The organism is Terrirhizobium terrae (genome assembly GCF_030323265.1).
GTDB lineage: Bacteria > Pseudomonadota > Alphaproteobacteria > Rhizobiales > Rhizobiaceae > Neorhizobium.
The window spans coordinates 2,522,786-2,545,015 of the sequence record NZ_CP104992.1; the positions used below are offsets into that span (position 1 = coordinate 2,522,786).

The window sequence follows — 22,230 nt, forward strand, 5'->3', positions numbered from 1 at the left end:
CGCTACCCCGCAGCGCCCACACCGATCATGGTCTTTCCAAGCGCGCCGAACACCGTCTTGACGATGCCGGCGCGGTCGAGACCCGCCTTGGCATACATGACGTCGGGTGACGCCTGTTCCATCCAGATATCGGGCAGGACCAGTGAGCGGATCTTCAGGCCGTTATCAAGCAGGCCCTCGGCGGAAAGGAACTGCAGGACGTGGCTGCCGAATCCGCCGACTGCGCCTTCCTCGATGGTGATCAGCACCTCGTGGTGGCGGGCAAGCTGGCGGATCAGGTCGTGGTCGAGCGGCTTGGCGAAGCGCGCATCGGCAACCGTCGTCGAAAGGCCGGCGGCTTCGAGATCTTCCGCAGCCGTCAGACAGTCTTTAAGGCGAGTACCGAAGGAGAGAAGCGCCACCTTGGAGCCTTCCTTGACGATGCGGCCCTTGCCGATCTGCAGGATTTCTCCCCGCTCGGGCAGTTCGACACCCACGCCTTCGCCGCGCGGGTAACGGAAGGAGATCGGGCCTTCATCGTAAGCTGCGGCCGTGCGCACCATGTGCTTCAGTTCCGCTTCGTCGGCTGCGGCCATGACCACCATGCCCGGAAGCGTGGCAAGGAAGGTCGTATCGAAGGAACCGGCATGGGTCGGCCCGTCGGCGCCGACGAAGCCGGCTCGGTCGATCGGGAAGCGGACGGGCAGGCCCTGGATCGCCACGTCGTGGACCACCTGATCGTAGCCGCGCTGCAGGAAGGTGGAGTAAAGCGCGCAGAACGGCTTGAAACCTTCGGTCGCGAGACCCGCGGCAAACGTCACTGCATGCTGTTCGGCAATGCCGACATCGAAGGTGCGCGCCGGGTAGATCTGCTGCAGCTTTCCGAGGCCGGTACCATCGGGCATGGCGGCTGTGACCCCGACGATCTTCTCGTCGAAGCCGGCTTCCTGCACCAGCGCATCGCCGAACACGCTCGTATAAGAGGGAGCATTCGGCTTGGCCTTGGCCTGCGCGCCGGTAATGACGTCAAATTTGTTGACGCCGTGATACTTGTCGGCCGCGGCTTCGGCAGGGGGATAGCCCTTGCCTTTCTGGGTGACGACATGAATCAGCACCGGGCCCTGGGCATTGTCGCGTACATTGCGCAACACGGGCAGCAGATGCTCGAAGGAATGACCGTCGATTGGGCCGATATGGTAGAAACCCATTTCCTCGAACATCGTGCCGCCGGTCACGTAGCCGCGGGCGTGTTCTACGGCGCGGGTGATGGCGCGATCGATATTTTTGCCGAGATAGCCGGTCAGCTTCTTGCCCATTTCGCGGAAGCCCATATAGGTCCGGCCGGAGGCAAGACGCGCCAGATAGGCGCTCATCGCGCCCGTCGGCGGGGCGATCGACATATCGTTGTCGTTGAGGATGACGATCAGCCGGGCATCGAGCGCGCCGGCATTGTTGAGCGCCTCATAGGCCATGCCGGCCGACATTGCGCCGTCACCGATCACGGCAATCACATTGCGCTTCGAGCCCTGCAGATCCGAACCGACGGCCATGCCGAGACCGGCCGAGATCGAGGTCGAGGAATGCGCAGCACCGAAAGGATCGTACTCGCTTTCTGCGCGGCGGGTGAAGCCGGAGAGCCCGTCTTCCTGGCGCAGGGTGCGGATGCGCTCGCGACGGCCGGTCAGGATCTTGTGCGGATAACACTGGTGGCCGACGTCGAAGATCAGCCGGTCGTCCGGCGTGTTGAAAACCTTGTGGATAGCGATGGTGAGTTCCACCACGCCTAGCCCTGCGCCGAGATGTCCGCCCGTTTTCGACACGGCATCGATCATCTCATCGCGCACTTCGCGGGCAAGCTGCGTCAGGTCCTTGTCTTCGACCTTGCGCAAATCGGCGGGAAGCTTGACGGTGTCGAGGAGCGGCGTCTCGGGGAGGGATGTCACGGAGGCTGGCTTTCTCTTCTTGTTTTCTAAAAGCACGTTACCGCACAACATGAGTACGAAACAGGCTTTTTCAAGTTTTATGAGAGACGGTTTCTAATCGATTTTAGCTGGCGGGCAAGGGGTGGGGAAGGGCTATAGGGGTGCAGGTAGAGGAACAAACTCCTCCTCATCGCCCGGCACGATGTCGAAACGGCCGGTGCGCCACTCCTCCTTGGCCTTCTCGATCCGCTCTTTCGACGAAGAGACGAAGTTCCACCAGATATAGCGCTTGGAGTTAAGTGCCGCTCCGCCGAACAGCATGACATGACAGCCCTGTGGTCCGGCCTGCAGCGTGATCTCGTCGCCGGCGCGGAAGACGAGCAACTGATCCGGCGCGAAACGATCGCCGGCAATCTCCAGCTCTCCGGAGAGAATATAGAGCGCCCGTTCCTCGTGGCCCGCGGGGAAGGGAAAGCGCCTGCCCGGTTCCAGGCTCAGGTCGACGTAAAGCGTATCGGTAAAGGTGGCGACCGGTGAAGTGAGACCGGCAAAAGCGCCGATCACGACGCGACCCCTGGCGCCATCCCAATCGATATCCGGCATTTTCTCGTGGCCCGTATGGGCGAAGGCGGGATCGATTTCCTCCTTCTCGTCCGGCAGCGCCAGCCAAGTCTGCAGGCCGGACATGGAAAGCGGATGCCCGCGCAAATTCTCCGGTGTGCGCTCAGAATGCACGATGCCGCGGCCGGCGGTCATCAGGTTTATGTCGCCTGGCTTGATGACGAGTTCGGTGCCGAGACTGTCGCGATGCTTGATCTCGCCATCGAACAGATAGGTGACGGTGGAAAGCCCGATATGGGGATGCGGTTTGACATCCAGCGCCTCGTCGGGCCTCAGGATCGCCGGCCCCATCCGGTCGAAGAAAATGAACGGCCCGACCAGTCGCCGCTGCCGGCTCGGCAAGGCGCGGCGGACGGAAAATCCTCCGATGTCGGAAGAGCGCGGGATGATCAGGTTCTCGATTGCATCGCAGGCAAAGGCATCGCCGGCTGCGGGATCTGTTCCAGGAAAGAAGGACATGGCCGGTCTCCAATGTTTCAAATCAAGCCTATCGCAAGATCGCACTACAGAACAATCGCCGCGGATATGCCGCTTGACGCTATATGGCGTCCAATGACATATTTCCCGTATGAAGGCAGAGTTGGTCATCCGAGAGCGCATTCTTTATAGCGACGGTGCCATCCTGGAAATCCGGATTTGGCGCGTTGCTGAAAGCGTGCCGCCATCCGGGCATTTTTTGAAGTATTCACTGTTCTACGGCCGACCTGGCGAGCGGCTTATCTGCTATGACAACGAGCGCGGCAAAGGCGATCATCGCCACTATGGTGATCATGAAGAGGTCTACCCGTTTACGTCGATTGAGCGACTGCTCGCTGACTTCCGGACGGATGTCGAGGCTTTGAGAGGAGAACGGATATGAGCAAGGATATCGAGCTGCATATCGGCGGCTCTTTCGATGAAGTTGCAAAGCGTGTAACGGATGCCTGGCATCGGGCCGAACACGGCGACGTGGCGGGGCAGGAACATCTGACCTTCGTCACTTGGGATGTCTTTTCCAGCACGATGACGGCCAAGCGGCTGGAACTCTTGCGTCACCTGCATGCCAATCCACAAGCGAGCGTGGCAGCGTTGGCGCGTTCGCTTGAGAGGGATTATCGCCGCGTCCACGAGGATGTGGAAATCCTTGGACGCGCAGGCCTGATCGAGCAGGATGAGAACGGCATTCACACCGGTTACGACGAAATACGGACTGTCATCGCGCTGTAGAGCCCCTCTACTGCCGATCAATCGAACCGATTACCGATCAATGGGCTCCATTGCTCGCCGATCAGGCCGTTCAGCATGGCGTCTCCGCTTTGGATTCTCGCCTTGATCTCGGCATCGCGGGTGCTGATCATGGTCGAAGCGGTATTGGTGAAGGCAATGCGCCGCCCGAGCATGGCTTCCATCATATAGGGTTCGCTGCGGCCGGTGATGGCGGCGGCACCTTTGTCGGCCGCATGGGTGATCAGCGCGTCGAGGACGGCGCCTTCGTGCCCAGGTGCGGTCACGATCTGGAGCACGCGCGCGTTCGACCTCTCCTTCAGATGGTAGAAAAAGCCGCCGATCGTCTTTCCGCGGTGATCCGTCACGGAGGCGATAAAGGCCGGACCGAAGTCCCGCTTGAGGATCGCTTCCATGGTCAGCGCCGAAACTTCCGCTGGTGACCAAGCGGGTCGCAGGGCGAACCGATGGGAAAATTCGAGAAAAAGCCCGGCGAACGTGTCGTGGTCGATCTCCTTTACATTTGCCAGCCTGCCGCCTCTTCTTTCCGTGAAACCAAGCCAGCGCGGCTGGTCGGGTGAGATGCGCTTGCGCAGCAGATCATCGCCGGCGCCGGCAATCGGCCGAATGAGACGAAGCAAGGGCGCGCGTTGGGAAGCGCGGTCCAGCAGCCATTGCGCCGGACGGATGATCCGTATCCAGTTGAGACTGTGACACGGCAATGCCGTATTGCCGAGACGCAGGCCCATGGCGAGCGAGATATCGCTGGCCGTATCCGTCAGGGAAACGTCCTGCGGGCCGGCCAGTGCCGCCTTCAGCAGTTTTGGCCCGATCAGGGGATCCCCGGCACGGCGGTCGGCCATGATGGTGCTGAACAGCGCGCAGCTTATGTCGCGTCCGGCAAGCGTCATAGGAATACGATGACGCCCCACGAAGCCGGAGAGACCGATCGGGCTTTCATGCACAAAGGACGGAACGCTGTCGTGGCAGAGCGGGTGTTCGAGATAGAGATATCTGAGGCACTCGACGAGCGCGTCGGATGCAGCCTGGTTCGTCCGCCTGAACGCCTTTTGGAAAAGGGCGGCCACTGCTGGAATATCCGTTTCTGTCAAAGGGCGTATCTGACCCATAACCCCGCCATTTTCCCGAGACCAAGTCTGTTATCCAAGTCTTGGTTAGCTAACGCTAATCCGACAGCTAAGACAAACGGATGAACTGTGGTTCAAGATAATTATCGGCATTTGAGCAGTCTGGCCCTTTCCGGCGCAGACTGGGGCGTCGACGACCTTATTCGGCGTCGAGCGGTTCGATGCCCTGAGGTTTGCCGGCGCGGTCGAGACGGATTTTCTCGATACGGTTTTCGGCGGCGGTGAGCAGCTTTTCGCAATGCTTCTTCAGCGCTTCGCCGCGCTCGTAGATGGCGATCGATTCGTCGAGCGCCACGTCGCCACGCTCCAGCCGGGCGACGATGCTTTCCAGCTCCGCCACGGCCTTTTCGAAGGAATAGCCGCTCACATCGATCTGCCCATCCGGCTCCCGTGCTGCTTCGGTCATGTCCTTCATCCTCTCATCAGTCTGCAGATATGCATGCCGGCGGATTCTGCCAGCCCTTCCAGATCATAGCCACCCTCGAGCAGGCTGACGACCCGGTTGTTGGCGTATTTCCCAGCAATTTCCATCAGCCTGCCGGTTGCCCAGTCAAAATCGTCGCCGACGAGATTGATCTGCGCCAGCGGATCGCGGTGATGGGCGTCGAAGCCGGCCGAGATGATGATGAAATCCGGCCGGAAGTCCTGCAGTCGCGGCAGCACCCTGTCCTTGAACGCCTCGCGGAAATGCTCGCTGCCGTCGTTGGGGAAAGCGGCGCATTGACTATGGTGTTCTTGGTGCCGGTTTCGTCCTTGGCACCGGTGCCGGGATAGAGCGGCATCTGGTGCGTTGAGCAGAACAGCACCGACGGATCGTCCCAGAAGATATCCTGGGTGCCGTTGCCGTGATGGACGTCCCAGTCGACGATCGCGACGCGCTCGACGCCGTGAAACTGCTGAGCATGGCGTGCGGCGATCGCGGCATTGTTGAACAGACAGAAGCCCATCGCCTTAGACTTTTCGGCATGGTGGCCGGGCGGACGGGCGGCGACGAAGGCGTTGTCCACCTTGCCCGTCAACACGTCGTCGACGGCGGCCATCGCTCCGCCGATCCCGGTCAGCGCCGCCTGCAGGCTCTTCGGGCTCGTATAGGTGTCGGATTCGACCTGCCGGATCTCGTCCTCTTCCGGGATGCGGCTCATCACCCAGCGCAGATGCTCTTCCGGATGGGCGAGCAGCACCGCGTCCTCGTTGGCCTGGGGCGCCTCTTTTCGGTCGAGTTTCTTGAAGTTTGGATGTTCGAGCGCGATCGCCAGCGAACGCAGCCGGTCGGCCCGTTCGGGATGGCCCTCCGGCGTATTGTGCTCGAGGAAGATCTTGTGCTCGTAGAGGCGGGTTGTCATACGCGTGCCCCGTCCTGTGGCTTATCGTGGAATTGCTGACGACATGGCGCATATGCGCTATCTTTTCAAGCACCGCTCTTGCCGTCGCTTCTTTGGTCGAGGCGTCGGGGGACGATCGATCAGGGGAAACGTGGTCAAGGACACGATCAAGGTATCGGAATTTCGCGTCGCTTTCCGCGATGTGGACAAGAATGGGCAGATGTTCCGCTCGGTCTATATCGACAGGGCGGAGGAAGCGGTTGCCGATTTCTGGCGTCGCCGGAAATCGCAGGGCGATGATCCGGGCTTCACCATCGGCAAGGTCGCCGGCACATTCCACATCCCGCTGCAGATGGGTGACGTCGTTCACATGCATGTCGGCGTCAGCAAGATCGGCGGCAAGTCCGCCGGCTTTCTGGTGCGCATGACCCGCGGCGCGGAATCGGTTGCGGAAGTCGAGATCGTCTGGGTCGCGGTCGATGCGGAGACAGGCGCGACGATCTCCTTGCCGGAAGACCTGCGCGACTGGCTCTACAAATTTCTCGACTAGGGTCGCGCCATTACGCCCGTTGCGGCAGAAGCGGGTAACCGACCATCACGGCGCGACCGGCCAGTGCTGCGATCAGCGCCTTGATGACATCGCCCGGGATAAAGGCCATCGAGCCGAGGAAGGCCTGGGTGAAGCCCATGCCGGTGACGAGCGCCAGATAGATGATGCCGAAACCGTAGAGCACGACGACGCCACCGACGAGCGCGGCAATGAAGAAGTTGACGGTCTGCACGAGACCCGACTGGTCGCGCCCTACCATCAACTGGGAGAGATAGCCGGTAATCAGTGCCGTGAAGACCCAGCCGATCAGGTAGCCGGTGGTCGGCGCCATGAAGACCGCTAGACCGCCACGACCGCCGGAGAGAACCGGCAGACCGATTGCAGCGAGAACGAGGACGAGAAGCACGGAAATCGTGCCGCGCTTGGCGCCGAGCACGACGCCGGCCAGCATGACGCCGAGCGACTGTGCCGTGATCGGCACGGGAATGAAGCCGAGCATGATCGGCGGAACCAGGCCGAGGGCCACGATGATGGCGGCGAAAAGCGCTGACAGAACGAGGTCGCGTGTAGGCATGGTTTCCAATCCCTTAAGGCTGAGCCTGTGTCACTTCTGGCGGCGGATGCCGCGGGCGTCAATGGCGGATGCGATCTCGTCAGCGCTTCGAAGCGTCGTGATGATTAGCGGAACGGCAACGGAAAGCGGATGCAATTTCAACCCACGCGCGTGATGTGCATCGCGGATCGCTTCGTAGCGGCCGACAATTTCCGGCACGAAACGGACGACGAGCCCGATCGAAAGCCCCACATCCTGCGCCTTGACGAGGCCGATCCGCTCCAATGGTGAGGCGGCTTTCGTGATGACGTCGATGAAATCACCGGTCGTGGTCGTCGCCGTGACCAGACTGGCGAAAAGCGCCAGCGCAGCCAGCCGAAAAAATGCGGTCAGGCCCTCTGCGGGGCTATTTAAAATGGCCGTGAACAGCGCAACCACGACAATGATCAGCGCAAACGGGCGCAACCGCAGCCAAATCTGCCGGGGACTGATTCGCAGCAGCAAGTGACCGGCGAGGCCTGCTGTGGCAGCGATCGCGAGCACCAGCGGCGCCTTTATGCTGAACAGGCCGAGACTGACGACGGCGAGCGTTGCTAGCTTCACGCCAGGTGACAGCCGGTGGAGAAAGCTGTTGCCGTCGATATGAAGCGAGCGCATCAGGCCGCCGCTCCGTGCAGGGCGCGATACTGGCCGATCACCTCAGAAGGCGCGCCATCTGCGGCGATCTGCCCTTCGTGGAACATCAGCACACGATCGAAACCGGAAATCAGATCGAGATCATGGCTGATGACGATGACGTCTTCGGGCAGCGTGTGGATGGTGCGTTCGACGAGATTGCGGTTTTTCAGATCGAGCTGATTGGTCGGCTCGTCCATGACCAGGATCTTCGGCTCCGTCACCAGCACGGAGGCCAGCGCTGCAAGCTGCAGCTCGCCGCCGGAAAGCTCATGCGCCCGCCGATCGGCCAAACGGCTGATCCCGAAGCGGTCGAGCATCGCATCCACCGCAGCCGTCACATCGGCTTTCGGCAATTTCCGTGACTTCAGCCCCAGCGCGATATCCTCGCTCAGGATCGGCAGGATGATCTGGTTCTGCGGGTTCTGGAAGATGAAGCCGCTCTGCATGCGGGCGTCTTGCTCTGCTGTCACCGTATCAAAGCCGTTGACGGTCACGCGTCCGGTTGATGGCTTGACCAGCCCATTGATCATCCGCGCAAACGTCGTCTTGCCGGAGCCGTTCAGCCCAATAATGCCGATGCGCCGCTCGGTGAGCGTGACCGTCAGGGGATGGATGACCGTGCGGCCCTCGAAGCGAACCTCGACCGTGTCGTAGCGAATGTCCAAGCGATGCCCTCAATTCTCGCAGCGTCTATAGACCGCCGAGGCGATTAAGGAAATTCGGAACCAAACAAGAACGTTGAAAAGGTTGTAACGGAGCCATACTCTTTACTCTATGGCGATTCTTATTCCGAACAATCAAGCCCGGCGCATCTTCCTCGAACGGCAGCAGCTGTCGCAGCCGCCGGGGCGCGCGTTGCCCAAGGCCGACCTCCTGCAGCTGATCGACGATCTCGGCTTCGTCCAGGTCGACAGTATCGCGACGGTGGAACGGGCCCATCACATGATCCTGTTCTCCCGCAACCAGACCTATCGGCGGGAGCACCTGACGGCACTCCTGGAAAAGGACGGCGAGCTTTTCGAGCACTGGACCCACGACGCCTCCATCATTCCCGCGCGTCTCTTCCGCTACTGGAAGCACCGCTTCCGCCGCCGCGAGCCGATCCTCGCAGAACGCTGGCGCAAATGGCACGGCGAGGGTTTCGATTCCGCTTTCGACGAGACCTTCCGGCATATTGCCGAGAACGGCGCTATCATGTCCCGGGACATGAAGGTCGAGGATCACAAATCCGGCGGCTGGTGGAACTGGCATCCGAACAAGACGGCGCTCGAATATTACTGGCACACGGGCAAGCTCGCGATCGCCGGGCGCGTCAACTTTCAGAAGATCTATGATCTCACCGAACGCGTCATCGCAACCCATCATCATGAGCCGGAGGTGGAGCACGAGGAATTCGTCGACTGGGCCTGCCGCAGCGCCATGACGAAACTCGGCTTCGCAACGTCAGGCGAGCTTGCCGCCTTCTGGGATATCGTCACCCCAGACGAGGCCAAGGCCTGGGTGGCGAGCCACCGCGACGAACTGACGGAAGTGCTGATCGAGACCGCCGACGGCAGCCGCCCGCGAGCCTCCTTCGCCTTTCTCGGTTTTCCGGATCATCTCGGCGACATTCCCGAACCGCCAGCGCGCATTCGCGTCCTGAGCCCCTTCGATCCGCTGCTCAGAAACCGCGACCGCGCCGAGCGCCTGTTCAATTTCTTCTACCGCATTGAAGTCTTTGTGCCGGAGCCGAAGCGGCAATACGGCTATTATGTATTTCCACTTCTCGAAGGCGACCGGATGATCGGCCGTATCGACATGAAGGCCGACCGCAAGGCGGGCGTGCTCGACGTCAAAAGGCTCTGGCTGGAAAAGAGCGTACGGGCGTCTGCCGGACGGCTGGAGAAACTGGATGCCGAACTGCAGCGCGTGGCTCGCTTCGCCGGTGTCGACACCGTGGTCTATCAGCCGGGATGGCGCGGGGAGTAATTACCCCCGCCACCTCAGGAACACCGTCGACAGTGCCGGAAGATCCAGCGCGATAGAGAACGGCTTGCCGTGCGCCGGAGAGCGCTGCGCCCAGGCATCCATCTGGCCGAAATTCGAGCCGCCATAGATCGACGCATCCGTGTTCAGCACCACTTCCCAACGGCCCTCATCGGGCACGCCGACGCGGTAGCCGTAACGCGGCACGGGCGTCATGTTGGACATGACGAGCATATGCGTCGACCGATCCTGTGACGTTCGCAGCATGCCGTAGACCGAGTTTTCCGCATCGTCGGCCACCGCCCATTGAAAACCTTCGGAGTGAAGGTCGCTGAACTGCAGCGCCGGTTCCGCCCCATAGAGGCGGTTGAGGTCGCGGATCAGGAACTGCACGCCGGCATGGTCGGGCTGGTCGAGAAGGTCCCAGGTGACGGAGCCGTCGTGGTTCCACTCGCTTTCCTGACCAATTTCGCTGCCCATGAACAGCAGCTTCTTGCCGGGATGGCCCCACATGAAGCCGTAATAGGCGCGCAGGTTCGCGAGCTTCTGCCATGCGTCGCCCGGCATCTTGCCGAGCAGCGAGCCCTTGCCATGCACTACTTCGTCGTGGCTGATCGGCAGCATGAAGCGCTCGGAATAGGCATAGATCATCCCGAAGGTCATGCCGCCATGCTGGTATTTGCGATAGACCGGGTCTTCCGAGATGTAATGCAGCGTGTCGTGCATCCAGCCCATGTTCCACTTGAAGTCGAAGCCGAGCCCGCCGTCCTCCGGCTTTTTCGTCACGCCCGGCCATGCGGTCGATTCCTCCGCCACGGTGAAGGCATGCGGGCAACGGTCGTGGATGATGCTGTTCAGGTGCTTGAAGAACTCCACGGATTCGAGGTTTTCCCGCCCGCCATACTGGTTCGGGATCCACTCACCTTCGTTGCGGCTGTAGTCGCGATAGAGCATGGAGGCGACCGCATCGACCCGCAGGGCATCGACATGGAAATGTTCAAGCCATTCCAGAGCCGAGGCGATGATGAAACCCTTAACCTCGTTGCGGCCGAGATTGTAGATCAGCGTGTTCCAGTCCTTGTGGAACCCTTCGCGCGGATCGGAATGCTCATAAAGTGCCGTGCCGTCGAAACGGGCGAGGCCCCAGACATCCGTCGGGAAATGCGCCGGCACCCAGTCGAGGATAACGCCGATGCCGGCCTGATGGCAGCGATCGACGAAATAGGCAAAGTCCTCCGGCGTGCCGTAACGTCCGGTCGGCGCGAAGAGGCCGAGCGGCTGGTAGCCCCAGGACCCGCCGAACGGATGCTCCATGATCGGCAGCATTTCGATATGGGTAAATCCGAGGTTCTGCGCATAGGGGATCAGCCGCTGGCTGAGCTCCACCCAGTCGAGCGAGCGGTTGCCTTCTTCGGAGATACGGACCCACGAGCCGAGATGCACTTCATAAACGGACATCGCGCCTTCGCGGGCGCGATCCTGTGCCTGGCGCTCCATCCATTCGGCATCGTTCCAGCGGAAAGGCTTGGACGAGGCGACGATTGATGCGGTTGAAGGGGCCGCTTCCGAAGACCGCGCCACCGGATCGGCGCGTTGCGGCAGGAGGTTGCCATGGGCGTCGAGAAGTTCGAACTTGTAGCGTTCGCCACGGGTCAGGCAGGGAATGAACAATTCCCATATGCCCGCCTGCGGGCGAAGCCGCATCGGGTTGCGCCGCCCGTCCCAGGCGTTGAAATCGCCGACAACGGAAACCCTACGCGCATTCGGGGCCCAGACGGAAAAACGCACGCCCTCTATACCGTCGATATCCATCGGGATCGCGCCGAGCGTGCGGCCAAGCTCGTAATGGGTCCCTTGGCTGATCAGGTGCAGGTCGAGATCACCGAGGAGCGGAGAGAAGGAATAGGGATCTTCCGTCTCCTGCACCGCATCCGGCCATTCGATGCGCAGGCGGTAGGGCACCGGGCTGCCGACGAGGCCGGCAAATATGCCCGCTTCATGGATTGTCTCCAGCTCGGCCATCACCCGGCCCGTTTCGCTTTCGATGACCGAGACGGAAAGCGCACCCGGCAGCAGCACGCGGACCACGGTCAGGTCGCCATACTGGTGGCGGCCGAGAATGGAGAAGGGATCTCCGTGGCGGCCTTCGGCAAGGGCCTGCAGGCCTTCCTGCACCATGCCGGTCATCAGGTCTGCGCGCTCATATCTCATCGGTCAGTCTCCAATAGTCGGGAGGCGATCGCCGAAAATCCGGCAAGGGGCAGGGGCAGCCAGTGTGGCCGGCTGCGGACTTCGTAGGCAACCTCGTAAGCCGCCTTTTCCAGCAGGAAGAGGTCGAGCACCCGGTCGCGGTTCTCGTTCGACTGCATCAGTGCGTCGGACTTTTCGACCGCGGTGAAATAGGCGCCGAGGAAGGCGGGTTCGGCCAGTTCGATGAAGCGGGTGATCAGCTTGCGATGGCGGATGTCGTCCACCTCGCTCACCACTTCCCGGTCCATGTCGGCGGCGGCGGCCAGATAGCTCAGCGATCTCAGCAGCCCGGCGACGTCGCGCAGCGGATTGGTCTTGGCGCGGCGCTCGGCCAGCGTCTTGGTCGGCTCGCCCTCGAAGTCGATGATATAGGCATCGCTTTCGGCAACCAGGATCTGGCCAAGATGAAAATCGCCGTGATGGCGGGTCTTCAGCGTGCCACCGGTCGCCTCGGTCAGCTTTCCGGCAAGCGCCGTGAGCTCGTCGCTGCGGGCAATCAGTGACTTGGCGATCTCCGCCAGTTCTCCCTCAAGCCCGCCGACCGTGCCTTCCAAAATGGTCAGGCTCTGTCCGATCTGGTCCGCCACTGCCCGTCGCGCCGCCGCAACGTCTTCCTTCGTCCCCCATTCGGGCTTGAAGGCTTCGTCATCGGTATTCTCTGCAAGCACCACATGCAGCTCACCGAGGCGCGTGCCGATCGTCGCGGCAAAGTCGACGAGCGGCTTGAAGTGATCGTCGGCGGCCTCGTCCTCAAGGCCGGTCACGACGATTTCGTCGATCGAACGGCGTAGGTTGCCGAGCATCCAGTTCCAAGCGTCACCCTGATTGCGGATCGCCTTCTGCACGATGATCAGCGTATGGCGCGTTCCGTCCGGTCCGGTGCGGGCCACTTCGCCGAGCAGCTGCGCCGTGTTCCTGTAGCCCACCTTGGTGAGGTGCCGCGTCATTTCCACTTCCGGATGGATGCCCGGGAAGATGTGGCGGATGAGCTTCACCATGGCCAGATCGCCGACGATCAGCGAGCTGTTGGACTGTTCTGCCGACAGCCAATGTACCGGCAGCTCGTCGGTGATCTCCAGCTTGTCGAGATGGTCTGTGCCGATGAATTCCAGCGCGCCGGTGCGGCCGGTGATGACCGCCCGTTCCGACAGTCCGCGAAGGATGGCGCGGGCAAAGCCCTCATGGGCAAAGCCGTCGGTCAGGAAGCCGACGCGACGACCCTGCCGCAGCCGCGCCATGGCAAGCTGCTGGGCCAGCGCTGTTGGCAGACCATCGTCCCAGGAGACGGCAAGCGGCAGCAGATAGCTGTCCATGCGGCCCGCGATATCTGCCTCCAACTCGCCAAGCAGAATGTTGTTGGCAAAGGGCAGCGGGGTCGCCGAGATCAGCGAGGCGTGGTTGAGGATCTGGCCCTTGGAGCCGAACCAGCGCCGCATGGTGAGATAGCCAGGCAGCACTTCCTTCGACATCGTGTCCGCCAGCTTCGGCTGGTCGATCAGTTCCTGCAGGTCACGACGAACCACCATCGTCACCATGTCCTGCACCTGCTCCGGCGGTGCCTTGCGCCAGCTCGGGCCATCGGATTCATGCGACAGCTGGAACCAGAAGAAGCCATAGGGAGGCAGCGTCAGCAGGTAGGTCAGCTGGCCGATCGGCGGGAAGGGCGACATGCCGGTGAGCTCGATCGGCACGGAGCCTTCGAATTGCGACAGGTCCAATTCCACCGCCTGCGGCAGGCGCGAAAGATTGGCGACGCAGAGGATCGTTTCGCCGTCATCTTCGCGCAGATAGGCCATGATCTTGCGGTTGCCGGGCGTCAGGAACCGCAGCGAGCCGCGGCCGAAGGCCGGGTGCCGGTTGCGCAGCGCCAGCATGCGCCGGGTCCAGTTGAGGAGCGAGTGAGCGTCGGCACCCTGCGCTTCGACATTGACCGCTTCATAGCCATAGAGCGGATCCATGACCGGCGGCAGAACCAGCCGGGCGGGATCGGCCTTGGAGAAACCGCCATTGCGGTCCGGCGACCATTGCATCGGCGTGCGAACGCCATCGCGGTCGCCGAGATAGATGTTGTCGCCCATGCCGATCTCGTCGCCGTAGTAGAGAACCGGCGTGCCGGGCATGGAGAGCAGAAGCGCGTTCATCAGTTCGATGCGGCGGCGGTCACGCTCCATCAGCGGCGCGAGACGTCGGCGGATGCCGAGATTGATACGGGCGCGCCGGTCTGCGGCATAGGTGTTCCACAGGTAGTCGCGTTCCTCGTCGGTCACCATTTCGAGCGTCAGCTCGTCATGGTTCCGCAGGAAGATCGCCCATTGGCTGTTTTCCGGGATTTCCGGTGTCTGGCGCATGATGTCGGTGATCGGGAACCGGTCTTCCTTGGCGATCGCCATATACATGCGCGGCATCAGCGGGAAATGGAACGCCATGTTGCATTCGTCGCCGTCACCGAAATATTCGCTCGTATCCTCCGGCCACTGGTTTGCTTCGGCCAAGAGCATCTTGCCCGGATGGCTGAGATCGAGTGCGGCACGGATCTTCTTCAGGATGACGTGGGTTTCGGGCAGGTTCTCGTTGTTCGTGCCTTCGCGCTCGATGAGATAGGGGATCGCATCGAGCCGGAACCCGTCGATCCCAGTATCCGCCCAGAAGCGCATGACCTCCAGCAACTCGTCGAGCACCTGCGGATTGTCGAAGTTGAGGTCCGGCTGGTGGGAATAGAAGCGGTGCCAGTAATAGGCGCCGGCCACCGGATCCCAGGTCCAGTTGGATTTTTCCGTATCAAGGAAGATGATCCGCGTTTCCGGGAATTTCTGGTCGGTGTCTGACCATACGTAGAAATCCCGCTCCGGCGAACCGGGCGGTGCGTGGCGGGCCCGCTGGAACCAGGGATGCTGGTCCGACGTGTGGTTGATGACGAGCTCGATGATCACCCGGATCCCGCGCTCGTGCGCTGCATCCACGAAGGCGCGAAACTCCTCCATCGTGCCGTAGTCGGGGCTGACATTGCCGTAGTCGGCGATGTCGTAGCCGTCATCGCGGCGCGGCGAGGGAAGAAGGGTAGGAGCCAGATCGCATTGGCGCCGAGCGATGCAATATGGTCGAGCTTCTCGTGCAGGCCCTTGAAGTCGCCGATCCCGTCACCGTTCGCATCGTGAAACGACTTCACATGCAGCTGGTAGATGATCGCATCCTTATACCATAGCGGATCGTCCGCATTCGACTGCTGCTGGCCAAGCTGATCCGTCAGGCTGTTGGTCATGAAGTCCACGGCGCATTCCTCCCTTTATCGTACGCGCCAGATCGCAAACGGCAGTCCTGCCTGCGGATCGAGCCGCAGGCGCTGGATCTTTCCTGTCCAGGTGAACCGGTTGCCTGCAATCAGGTCTTCGAGGTCAAGTGCGCCGTGGTCGGGAAGGTTCCACGACCAGAGCGGAATTTCGACATCCGCTTCCTGTGCGTTGTGGGGATCGAGATTGACGGCGATCAGAAGCACGTTCTCGCGCCCCGCGCTCGCCTTCTCGAAGAACATGATGTTCTCGTTCCAGGCGGTCAGAAGCTGCAGGCCGAGATGGGAATGCAGCGCCGGGTTCTCGCGGCGGATGCGGTTAAGTAACGCGATCTCGCCCTTGATATTGCCGGGCCGGTCGTAGTCCCAGGCGCGGATCTCGTATTTCTCCGAATCCGCATATTCCTTGCGCTTGACGTCCGGCCGGCCCTCGCAAAGCTCGAACCCGTTATAGACGCCCCAGAGACCCGAGAGCGTGGCCGCAAGCGCGGCGCGGATGAGATAGGCCGGGCGCGGCGCATTCTGCAGGAAATCCGGGTTGATATCGTGGGTGTTGACGAAGAAATGCGGCCGGAAGAACTCCTTCGGCTCTTCGGTGGTGATCTCGCGCATATATTGCTCGAGTTCCCACTTGGCATTGCGCCAGGTGAAATAGGTATAGGACTGCGAGAAGCCGACCTTGGCCAGCCGATACATGACCTTCGGCTTGGTGAAGGCTTCCGACAGGAAGACCACGTCCGGATGGCGTGCGCGGATATCTGCAATCAGCCATTCCCAGAAAGGAAACGGCTTCGTGTGCGGATTGTCGACGCGGAACAGCTTGACGCCGTTGTCGACCCATTTCTGCACGACGTCGCGCAGCTCGGTCCACAGCGATGGCACGGCCTCGCAGGCGTAGAAATCGACGTTGACGATGTCCTCGTATTTCTTCGGCGGGTTTTCCGCATAACGGATGGTGCCGTCCGGCCGCCAGTCGAACCAGCCGGGATGGGATTTCAGCCACGGATGATCGGGTGACGCCTGGATGGCGAGATCGAGCGCGATCTCCAGCCCATGCTCCTCCGCTGCATCCACTAGCCTGCGGAAATCCGCGAACGTCCCGAGTTCGGGATGGATCTCGTCATGCCCGCCATCCGGCGAGCCGATCGCATAGGGGCTGCCGGGATCGTTCGGACCTGGCGTCAGCGTGTTGTTCTTGCCCTTACGGTTGGTTTTGCCAATCGGGTGGATGGGCGGGAAATAGAGAACATCGAAGCCCATCTCGCGGATCGCGGGCAGGCGGCCGATCACGTCGTCGAACGTGCCGTGCCGGTTCGGGTCGCCGCTCTGGGACCGTGGAAAGATCTGGTACCAGCTGGCGAAGCTTGCCGCCGTACGCTCGGCATCTACGGGAATGACCTGCGAACGGACCCGATGCGGCCGACGGTCGGCCTTGACCATCAGCGCATTGGTCTCGGCCAGCAGCAGTGTCTCGATACGCTGCTTGTCCTGCTCGGCAGTCAGCCGGTCGAATAGCTTCTGCAGCTTCAATTTGAGCTCGCCCGAGGCGTGATCGAGCGCGTCGAGCACGAGATTGATGCCTTCCTGAATTTCAAGCCTCAGATCGAGACCCGCCTCGTGCTTCTTGGTGAATTCGTAGCGAAAAATCTGGAACGGGTTCTTCCAACCCTCGACCACAAATTCGTGCCGGCCCATGCGCTTCAGCGGAAACTCGGCCTGCCAGCGGTCATTCAGGACGAGCTGCATCGGCACTTCCTGCCAGTCCGCGTCATCGGCACAGCGGTAGAGCAGGGCTGCGGCAAGCGGATCATGTCCGTCACCAAAGATATCGGCCTCGACCTTCAGCACCTCGCCAACCACGCGCTTGACGACGAAGCGACCCCCGTCGACGGCTGGCGTGATCTTCTCGATCGCCAGCCGCGGTGTCGCCGCAGCCTCGCTGGCGCTCGGCACAGGCACTGCATCGACGATCGGTTCGGAAACATATCCCTCGAAGATGCGGATCTCGCCGGGCTTGAGTTTCAGCTTGGCATCGAACACTTCCGTTTCGTCTTCCGGCGCCAGCAGCGGCAGGAAGGGTGAGGCGGCCTCGCGCAGCACGTTGAAGGGAGCCGGCGCGACCTTCCTGAGGTCGCGGTTGAGAAGCACGACGCGCATCTTTTCCGATGCCCGGCTGTCTTCCTGGTCGGTTTGAAAAAGGCCGACGACTGGACCTTGGCTGGCGGAGACGAGTTTCAGAGGTCGGCGAGCAAACCCGGCGGCGGTTTTGTTCGTCGCGCCGTTGATCTCGCGGATATCGGCCGATAGGTCGTAAGAACCCTGGTCCCTCAGGTCCCGCAAACCGGCTCCGTCACCATTGAGCGGGTCGAGCGGCAGCGACACGCCATATTCGAACCCCATCGGGATCATCAGCCCGCTGGTGAAGGTGGAAGCCAGTTTCAGCGCGCGCACCGCCTTGCGCTTCAGCACCTCGCAACCGTCTGTTCCGTGGGCGATGCGCTTGCCAAACGGCGCTTCGGGGAAGGCGATCTGATAGCCGAGATCCCGCTGGATTTGGTACTCGTCCATGATCCAGCGTTCTTCCATGTCCCACCAGGCGAGCGAGGAGAAGCTGCCGTCGATACCGGTGCCCTTGAGTGCCTTGCGGTCGACGAATGCGCTGCCCGGCGTCCAGGCGACAAAGATCGTGTCCGGCTTCGTCCGGCGCGTGAAGGTGATCAGGTCATGCCACGCTTCAGGGGCGACACGTCCGATGCCGATACAGCGGAAGCCGGCGACACCAGCACCTGCCAGCGCCGCCAGCCGCTGCCGCCAGCCCTCGATATGCCGTGCTTCAGCCATGAAGTCGATCTTGCGCGCGCCGTTCAGCTGCGGCTTCAAGCGTGGATCGGCCGCTACCGGCGGAGCATGCTCGCGGTCGACCGCGACCTGATCGATGACGAGATCGAGCATGAATTTAAGGTCATGGGCGCGGGCCATTTCGACCAAAGCCGCAATCGCCTTTATCGGATCGTCGCCGAGACCGAGTGCCGGATCCAGGCGATCGAAATTGCGCGTCGTAAAAATGCTGGCGCCTGCGCCGCGTTCGAAGAGTGGCCCGGACAGGATCGTGTCGAAACCGAGATCCTGCGCGTGGGCGAAGACTTCTTCCCAAGCTTGCCTGCCCGAAAGCGCGAGCGGATGCACATAGTAGATCTGCGGCGGGAGATCGGTGAGCGACGTGGAAGCGTTAAACTGCGGGCGCGTGTTCATCGGATGTCCTTGCCGTGGGTAGATTGCGGGGACAGGAATTTCCCGGCCTAACGGCAAGCCCGGCGAGGCGGTTCCGATAAAATTAGAGGGAACGCATGGGTACTGCGGGGAGAGACGTGGCCATCTCGCGGAACCCGCTGAAGTTGAACTGCAATTTGGAGTTGCTGGTTGGCCGGTCGTATTCGCCGGCGATGATAGTTTTTTGCATGGACGCGCGTCGTGCCCGCCGGTGGTCGGCTGGCTTGGCAACCGGGCTTACAGCCCGGCGGCCTTGCGCAATTCTTCCGCCATCTTCGCTCGCCAGTTCTTGCCGGATGCCTTGAACGTCTCGAGAACGTCGGGATCAAGCCTCAACGTCACGGCGACCTTCGGTGCCTCGACCTTGGGCCGACCGCGGGCAGCAATGGCTTTTTCCATCTTCTCGGCGATCTCCGGAAAGACTTCGCGGAAGGGGCGAGCGTTCTTCAGCTCTTCCTCGGTCCACGGAGGGTTATCGGACACCTCATCCCAGTCCTCTTTGGTGTAGCCGCGGCCAGGCTTAAATTCAGTCTGTCTTTGAGCTTTGATGTTCATTCGACCAGTTTCCTTTCATCCTTACGGGCAGGGCGCATGGAAATGACTGAAAGCGCTTCCGAGCCGAGTGTCACAAATATCGCTGCAATCGTACCATCGTGAAGTCTGCCAATTGCTTTGTGGCGACCATGTCGCGCCGGGACGGTTACCGCAGACAGGAAGAAGTCGAATGACAGGTCCTCGAAGTCGAGGCCATGCTTCTCGATATTGGCCTGTCGCTTCCGTTCATCCCAGATGATATGCATTATTCGTACACGAAAAATCGCCGCCCGACAACGAGCGACGATTCAACGAAACGATAGGCGTTACAATCCCGGGATTGTGGGGATCAGCAGATCACCGTCTCGGCGATCTTGATGCCGAAACCTTCGAGGCCGACATAGTGGCGTTCGCTGCGGGTGAGAAGCTTGATCGAGGAGACGCCGAGATCTTTCAGGATCTGCGCACCGAGACCGATTTCCAGCCATTCGCTTTCACGAGCCTGCGCTTCGGCGTGGCTTTCCTGCCCGGCGCGCACCTTGCGGCCGGTATCGGTCTGACCGACGCCGACCGAGCCTTCGCGCAGATAGATGATGACGCCGCGGCCTTCCTTCTCGATAATGTCCATGTAGCGCTCGATCGATCGGCTCGTGCCGAACACGTCCTGCGCGACGTTTTCCAGGTGCAGGCGGACCGGAATGTCGACGCCGTCGCGGATGTCGCCGAATATGACGGCGACGTGCTGCATCGGATCCCAGGGCAGCGAATAGGCATGCGCCTTGGCCGGGCCGACCGGGGTCGTGACGTCGAACGAGGACTTCAGTTCGATCAGCGTTTCCTTGCGCTGCCGATAGGCGATCAGGTCGGCCACGGACAGCTGCTTCAACTGGTGCTTGACGGCAAAATCGGCGACCTGCTGGCCGCGCATCACCGTCCCGTCGTCGTTCACGAGTTCGGAGATGACGCCGATCAGCGGCAGGTTGGCGAGTTTGCAAAGGTCGGTCGCCGCTTCCGTATGGCCGGAGCGCATCAATACGCCGCCTTCGCGGGAGATCAGCGGGAAGATGTGGCCGGGTCGGACGAAATCCGCCGCACCGACATTCGGATTGGCGAGGTTGCGAACGGTCAGGTTGCGGTCGTCGGCTGAAATGCCGGTCGTCGTGCCGTGCTTGAAGTCGACGCTGACGGTAAATGCCGTCGTGTGCGCGCTGTCATTCTCCGCCACCATGGCGTTGAGGTTCAGGCGCTTAGCTTCCTCGCGCGGCATGGGCGCGCAGACGATGCCGGATGTGTGACGCACGATGAAGGCCATCTTTTCCGGCGTGCAATGGACGGCGGCGACGATCAGGTCGCCTTCGTTCTCGCGGTCGTCATCATCGGTAACGACGACGATCTCGCCGGCTTCGAAGGCTCTGATGGCGTCGACGACGCGTTTCTGATCATATGCCATGCTGAACATCCTTAGCGTGTTTTGCCCGTTTGACCGCGGTCTCGCAGATAGTGGTCGGCGATGGCACAGGCGACCATGGCTTCGCCGATCGGCACGGCGCGGATACCGACGCAGGGGTCGTGACGGCCCTTGGTGCGAACGTCCACATTGTTGCCGTCGGCATCGATCGACTGGCGTTCGGTGAGAATGGAAGAGGTCGGCTTGATGGCGAAGCGCGCGACAAGCGGCTGGCCGGTCGAGATACCGCCGAGGATCCCGCCCGCATGATTGGACAGGAAGATCGGCTGGCCGTCATTGCCCATCCGCATTTCGTCGGCATTTTCCTCGCCGGTCAGTTCCGCCGATGCAAAGCCTTCGCCGATCTCGACGCCCTTTACGGCATTGATCGACATCAGAAGCGAGGCGATGTCCTGGTCGAGCTTGCCATAGACCGGGGCGCCGAGGCCAGCCGGTACGCCTTCGGCGATGACCTCGACGACAGCGCCGATCGACGAGCCCGCCTTGCGGATGCCGTCAAGATACTCTTCCCAGACCGGTACCATCTGCGGGTCGGGGCAGAAGAACGGGTTCTGGTCGACCTGCGCCCAATCCCAGTTGGCGCGGTTGATCTTGTGCTTGCCGATCTGGACAAGCGCGCCGCGCACTATAACACCCGGCACGACCTTGCGGGCCAGCGCCCCGGCGGCAACGCGCGCCGCCGTCTCGCGTGCGGAAGAACGTCCCCCACCACGATAGTCGCGAATGCCGTATTTGACGTCGTAGGCGTAATCGGCATGGCCGGGGCGGTAGCGGCGGGCGATCTCGCCGTAATCTTTGGACCGCTGGTCGGTATTCTCGATCAGCATGGAAATCGGCGTGCCGGTCGAGATCATCGTCTCGCCGTCCTCATCGAACATCACGCCGGAGAGAACCTTGACGATATCGTCTTCGCGGCGCTGTGTGACGAAACGCGACTGGCCGGGCTTGCGCTTGTCCATCCATGCCTGGATTTCGGCAAGCGTGAAGCGAAGCCCCGGAGGGCAGCCGTCGACGACGCAGCCCAATGCGGGACCGTGGCTTTCACCCCAGGTCGTGACGCGGAAAAGATGACCGAATGTATTATGCGACATGTTACCCCGCCAAAGGGCGGGATCCGTTCCCGCCGTAAAGCGGCTTTGTCTTATTAGAAAATCTCGCCGAGGGGAAAGCCTTTTGTGCCACGCGCCGTTGACGGTCTGTCATCCGGGCCGCTCGCCGATATCGGCGCGGTGGGCAAAACCTTCAACTCGGCAGCCTGTGCACGGTTCTCGATAAAAGACGATTTGATCCGTGAGACACACATACTGTAACACGGGCAACCACCGGTCATATTTCCAGCGCCTTCTTGCGATGAAGTTGTGCTGATGTGCGGTCCGGATGCGCGAATTTACCCCTTGTAAAGTGCATTTCCAAAAGGGCCGCAGGATATTCTGCGGTTGATGGTCGTGTTAACCGTTGTGACATGGGTTATACTGTTTTTC

Annotated in this window: 17 protein-coding genes and 2 pseudogenes; 4 read left to right on the top strand and 15 right to left on the bottom strand. The window is 61.4% G+C overall.

Annotated elements, in window-relative coordinates:
- Positions 1–2: 2 nt before the first annotated feature.
- Together dxs and N7E02_RS20165 are read right to left on the bottom strand one after the other, a co-directional pair.
- Positions 3–1,922 (bottom strand): 1-deoxy-D-xylulose-5-phosphate synthase, encoded by a 1,920-nt coding sequence (dxs, locus tag N7E02_RS20160; RefSeq protein ID WP_286579388.1) that lies wholly within the window; start codon positions 1,920–1,922, stop codon positions 3–5.
- 132 nt (positions 1,923–2,054) lie between these two features.
- Positions 2,055–2,981: a pirin family protein gene (locus tag N7E02_RS20165; RefSeq protein ID WP_286579389.1), complete on the bottom strand. Its 927-nt coding sequence runs from the start codon at positions 2,979–2,981 to the stop codon at positions 2,055–2,057.
- Between the two features lie 109 nt (positions 2,982–3,090).
- On the opposite strand from N7E02_RS20165, the gene N7E02_RS20170 reads away from it, so the two are divergent.
- Together N7E02_RS20170 and N7E02_RS20175 are read left to right on the top strand one after the other, a co-directional pair.
- Positions 3,091–3,381, top strand: a complete 291-nt coding sequence (locus N7E02_RS20170; protein WP_286579391.1) for a toxin-antitoxin system TumE family protein — start codon at positions 3,091–3,093, stop codon at positions 3,379–3,381.
- Positions 3,378–3,728 (top strand): HVO_A0114 family putative DNA-binding protein, encoded by a 351-nt coding sequence (locus tag N7E02_RS20175; RefSeq protein ID WP_286579393.1) that lies wholly within the window; start codon positions 3,378–3,380, stop codon positions 3,726–3,728. The genes N7E02_RS20170 and N7E02_RS20175 overlap by 4 nt, the downstream gene beginning before the upstream one ends.
- Positions 3,729–3,745: 17 nt before the next feature.
- Here the strand turns inward: N7E02_RS20175 and N7E02_RS20180 are convergent, their stop codons facing one another.
- The 3 genes and pseudogenes from N7E02_RS20180 to N7E02_RS20190 all read right to left on the bottom strand — a co-directional run bounded on the left by N7E02_RS20180 (position 3,746) and on the right by N7E02_RS20190 (position 6,216).
- Complete coding sequence (locus N7E02_RS20180; RefSeq protein ID WP_286579394.1) at positions 3,746–4,813, bottom strand: hypothetical protein; 1,068 nt, start codon at positions 4,811–4,813, stop codon at positions 3,746–3,748.
- A 199-nt stretch (positions 4,814–5,012) separates the two neighbouring features.
- Positions 5,013–5,279 carry an exodeoxyribonuclease VII small subunit gene (locus N7E02_RS20185; RefSeq protein WP_286579395.1) on the bottom strand — a complete coding sequence of 89 codons (267 nt, stop codon included), beginning with the start codon at positions 5,277–5,279 and terminating at the stop codon, positions 5,013–5,015.
- Between the two features lie 5 nt (positions 5,280–5,284).
- Positions 5,285–6,216, bottom strand: a pseudogene (locus N7E02_RS20190) (histone deacetylase family protein).
- Between the two features lie 52 nt (positions 6,217–6,268).
- On the opposite strand from N7E02_RS20190, the gene N7E02_RS20195 reads away from it, so the two are divergent.
- Positions 6,269–6,745 (top strand): acyl-CoA thioesterase, encoded by a 477-nt coding sequence (locus N7E02_RS20195; protein ID WP_286579396.1) that lies wholly within the window; start codon positions 6,269–6,271, stop codon positions 6,743–6,745.
- A 10-nt stretch (positions 6,746–6,755) separates the two neighbouring features.
- Here the strand turns inward: N7E02_RS20195 and N7E02_RS20200 are convergent, their stop codons facing one another.
- Genes N7E02_RS20200 through N7E02_RS20210 form a run of 3 tightly spaced genes read right to left on the bottom strand, consistent with a single transcriptional unit; the run spans position 6,756 to position 8,641 of the window.
- Positions 6,756–7,319, bottom strand: a complete 564-nt coding sequence (locus N7E02_RS20200; RefSeq protein ID WP_286579397.1) for a biotin transporter BioY — start codon at positions 7,317–7,319, stop codon at positions 6,756–6,758.
- A gap of 30 nt (positions 7,320–7,349) precedes the next feature.
- Complete coding sequence (locus N7E02_RS20205; protein WP_286579398.1) at positions 7,350–7,955, bottom strand: energy-coupling factor transporter transmembrane component T family protein; 606 nt, start codon at positions 7,953–7,955, stop codon at positions 7,350–7,352.
- Positions 7,955–8,641: an energy-coupling factor ABC transporter ATP-binding protein gene (locus tag N7E02_RS20210; protein WP_286579399.1), complete on the bottom strand. Its 687-nt coding sequence runs from the start codon at positions 8,639–8,641 to the stop codon at positions 7,955–7,957. Before N7E02_RS20210 ends, N7E02_RS20205 begins: the two co-directional genes overlap by 1 nt.
- 109 nt (positions 8,642–8,750) lie before the next feature.
- Between N7E02_RS20210 and N7E02_RS20215 the strand changes: the two genes are divergently transcribed.
- Positions 8,751–9,944, top strand: coding sequence for a winged helix-turn-helix domain-containing protein (locus N7E02_RS20215; protein WP_286579400.1), 1,194 nt, complete (start codon positions 8,751–8,753; stop codon positions 9,942–9,944).
- On the opposite strand, the gene glgB is transcribed toward N7E02_RS20215, so the two are convergent.
- The 7 genes and pseudogenes from glgB to aroC all read right to left on the bottom strand — a co-directional run bounded on the left by glgB (position 9,945) and on the right by aroC (position 21,840).
- Entirely contained in the window at positions 9,945–12,152 is a 2,208-nt protein-coding gene (gene glgB / locus N7E02_RS20220) for a 1,4-alpha-glucan branching protein GlgB (protein WP_286579401.1), read from the bottom strand.
- A pseudogene (gene treS, locus N7E02_RS20225) lies at positions 12,149–15,450 on the bottom strand (maltose alpha-D-glucosyltransferase). The gene glgB and the pseudogene treS overlap by 4 nt, the downstream one beginning before the upstream one ends.
- Positions 15,451–15,474: 24 nt before the next feature.
- On the bottom strand, positions 15,475–18,729 hold the full coding sequence (locus N7E02_RS20230) for a maltotransferase domain-containing protein (RefSeq protein WP_286579402.1): 3,255 nt from the start codon (positions 18,727–18,729) through the stop codon (positions 15,475–15,477).
- 255 nt (positions 18,730–18,984) lie between these two features.
- Positions 18,985–19,230, bottom strand: coding sequence for a BrnA antitoxin family protein (locus N7E02_RS20235; protein ID WP_353622831.1), 246 nt, complete (start codon positions 19,228–19,230; stop codon positions 18,985–18,987).
- A gap of 68 nt (positions 19,231–19,298) precedes the next feature.
- The gene (locus N7E02_RS20240; protein WP_286579405.1) at positions 19,299–19,547 is read right to left on the bottom strand and encodes a BrnT family toxin; all 249 of its coding nucleotides are present in this window, start codon (positions 19,545–19,547) and stop codon (positions 19,299–19,301) included.
- A gap of 83 nt (positions 19,548–19,630) precedes the next feature.
- Entirely contained in the window at positions 19,631–20,731 is a 1,101-nt protein-coding gene (gene ribB, locus N7E02_RS20245) for a 3,4-dihydroxy-2-butanone-4-phosphate synthase (protein ID WP_286579407.1), read from the bottom strand.
- Positions 20,732–20,742: 11 nt separating this feature from the next.
- On the bottom strand, positions 20,743–21,840 hold the full coding sequence (aroC, locus tag N7E02_RS20250; RefSeq protein ID WP_286579410.1) for a chorismate synthase: 1,098 nt from the start codon (positions 21,838–21,840) through the stop codon (positions 20,743–20,745).
- Positions 21,841–22,230: the final 390 nt, after the last annotated feature.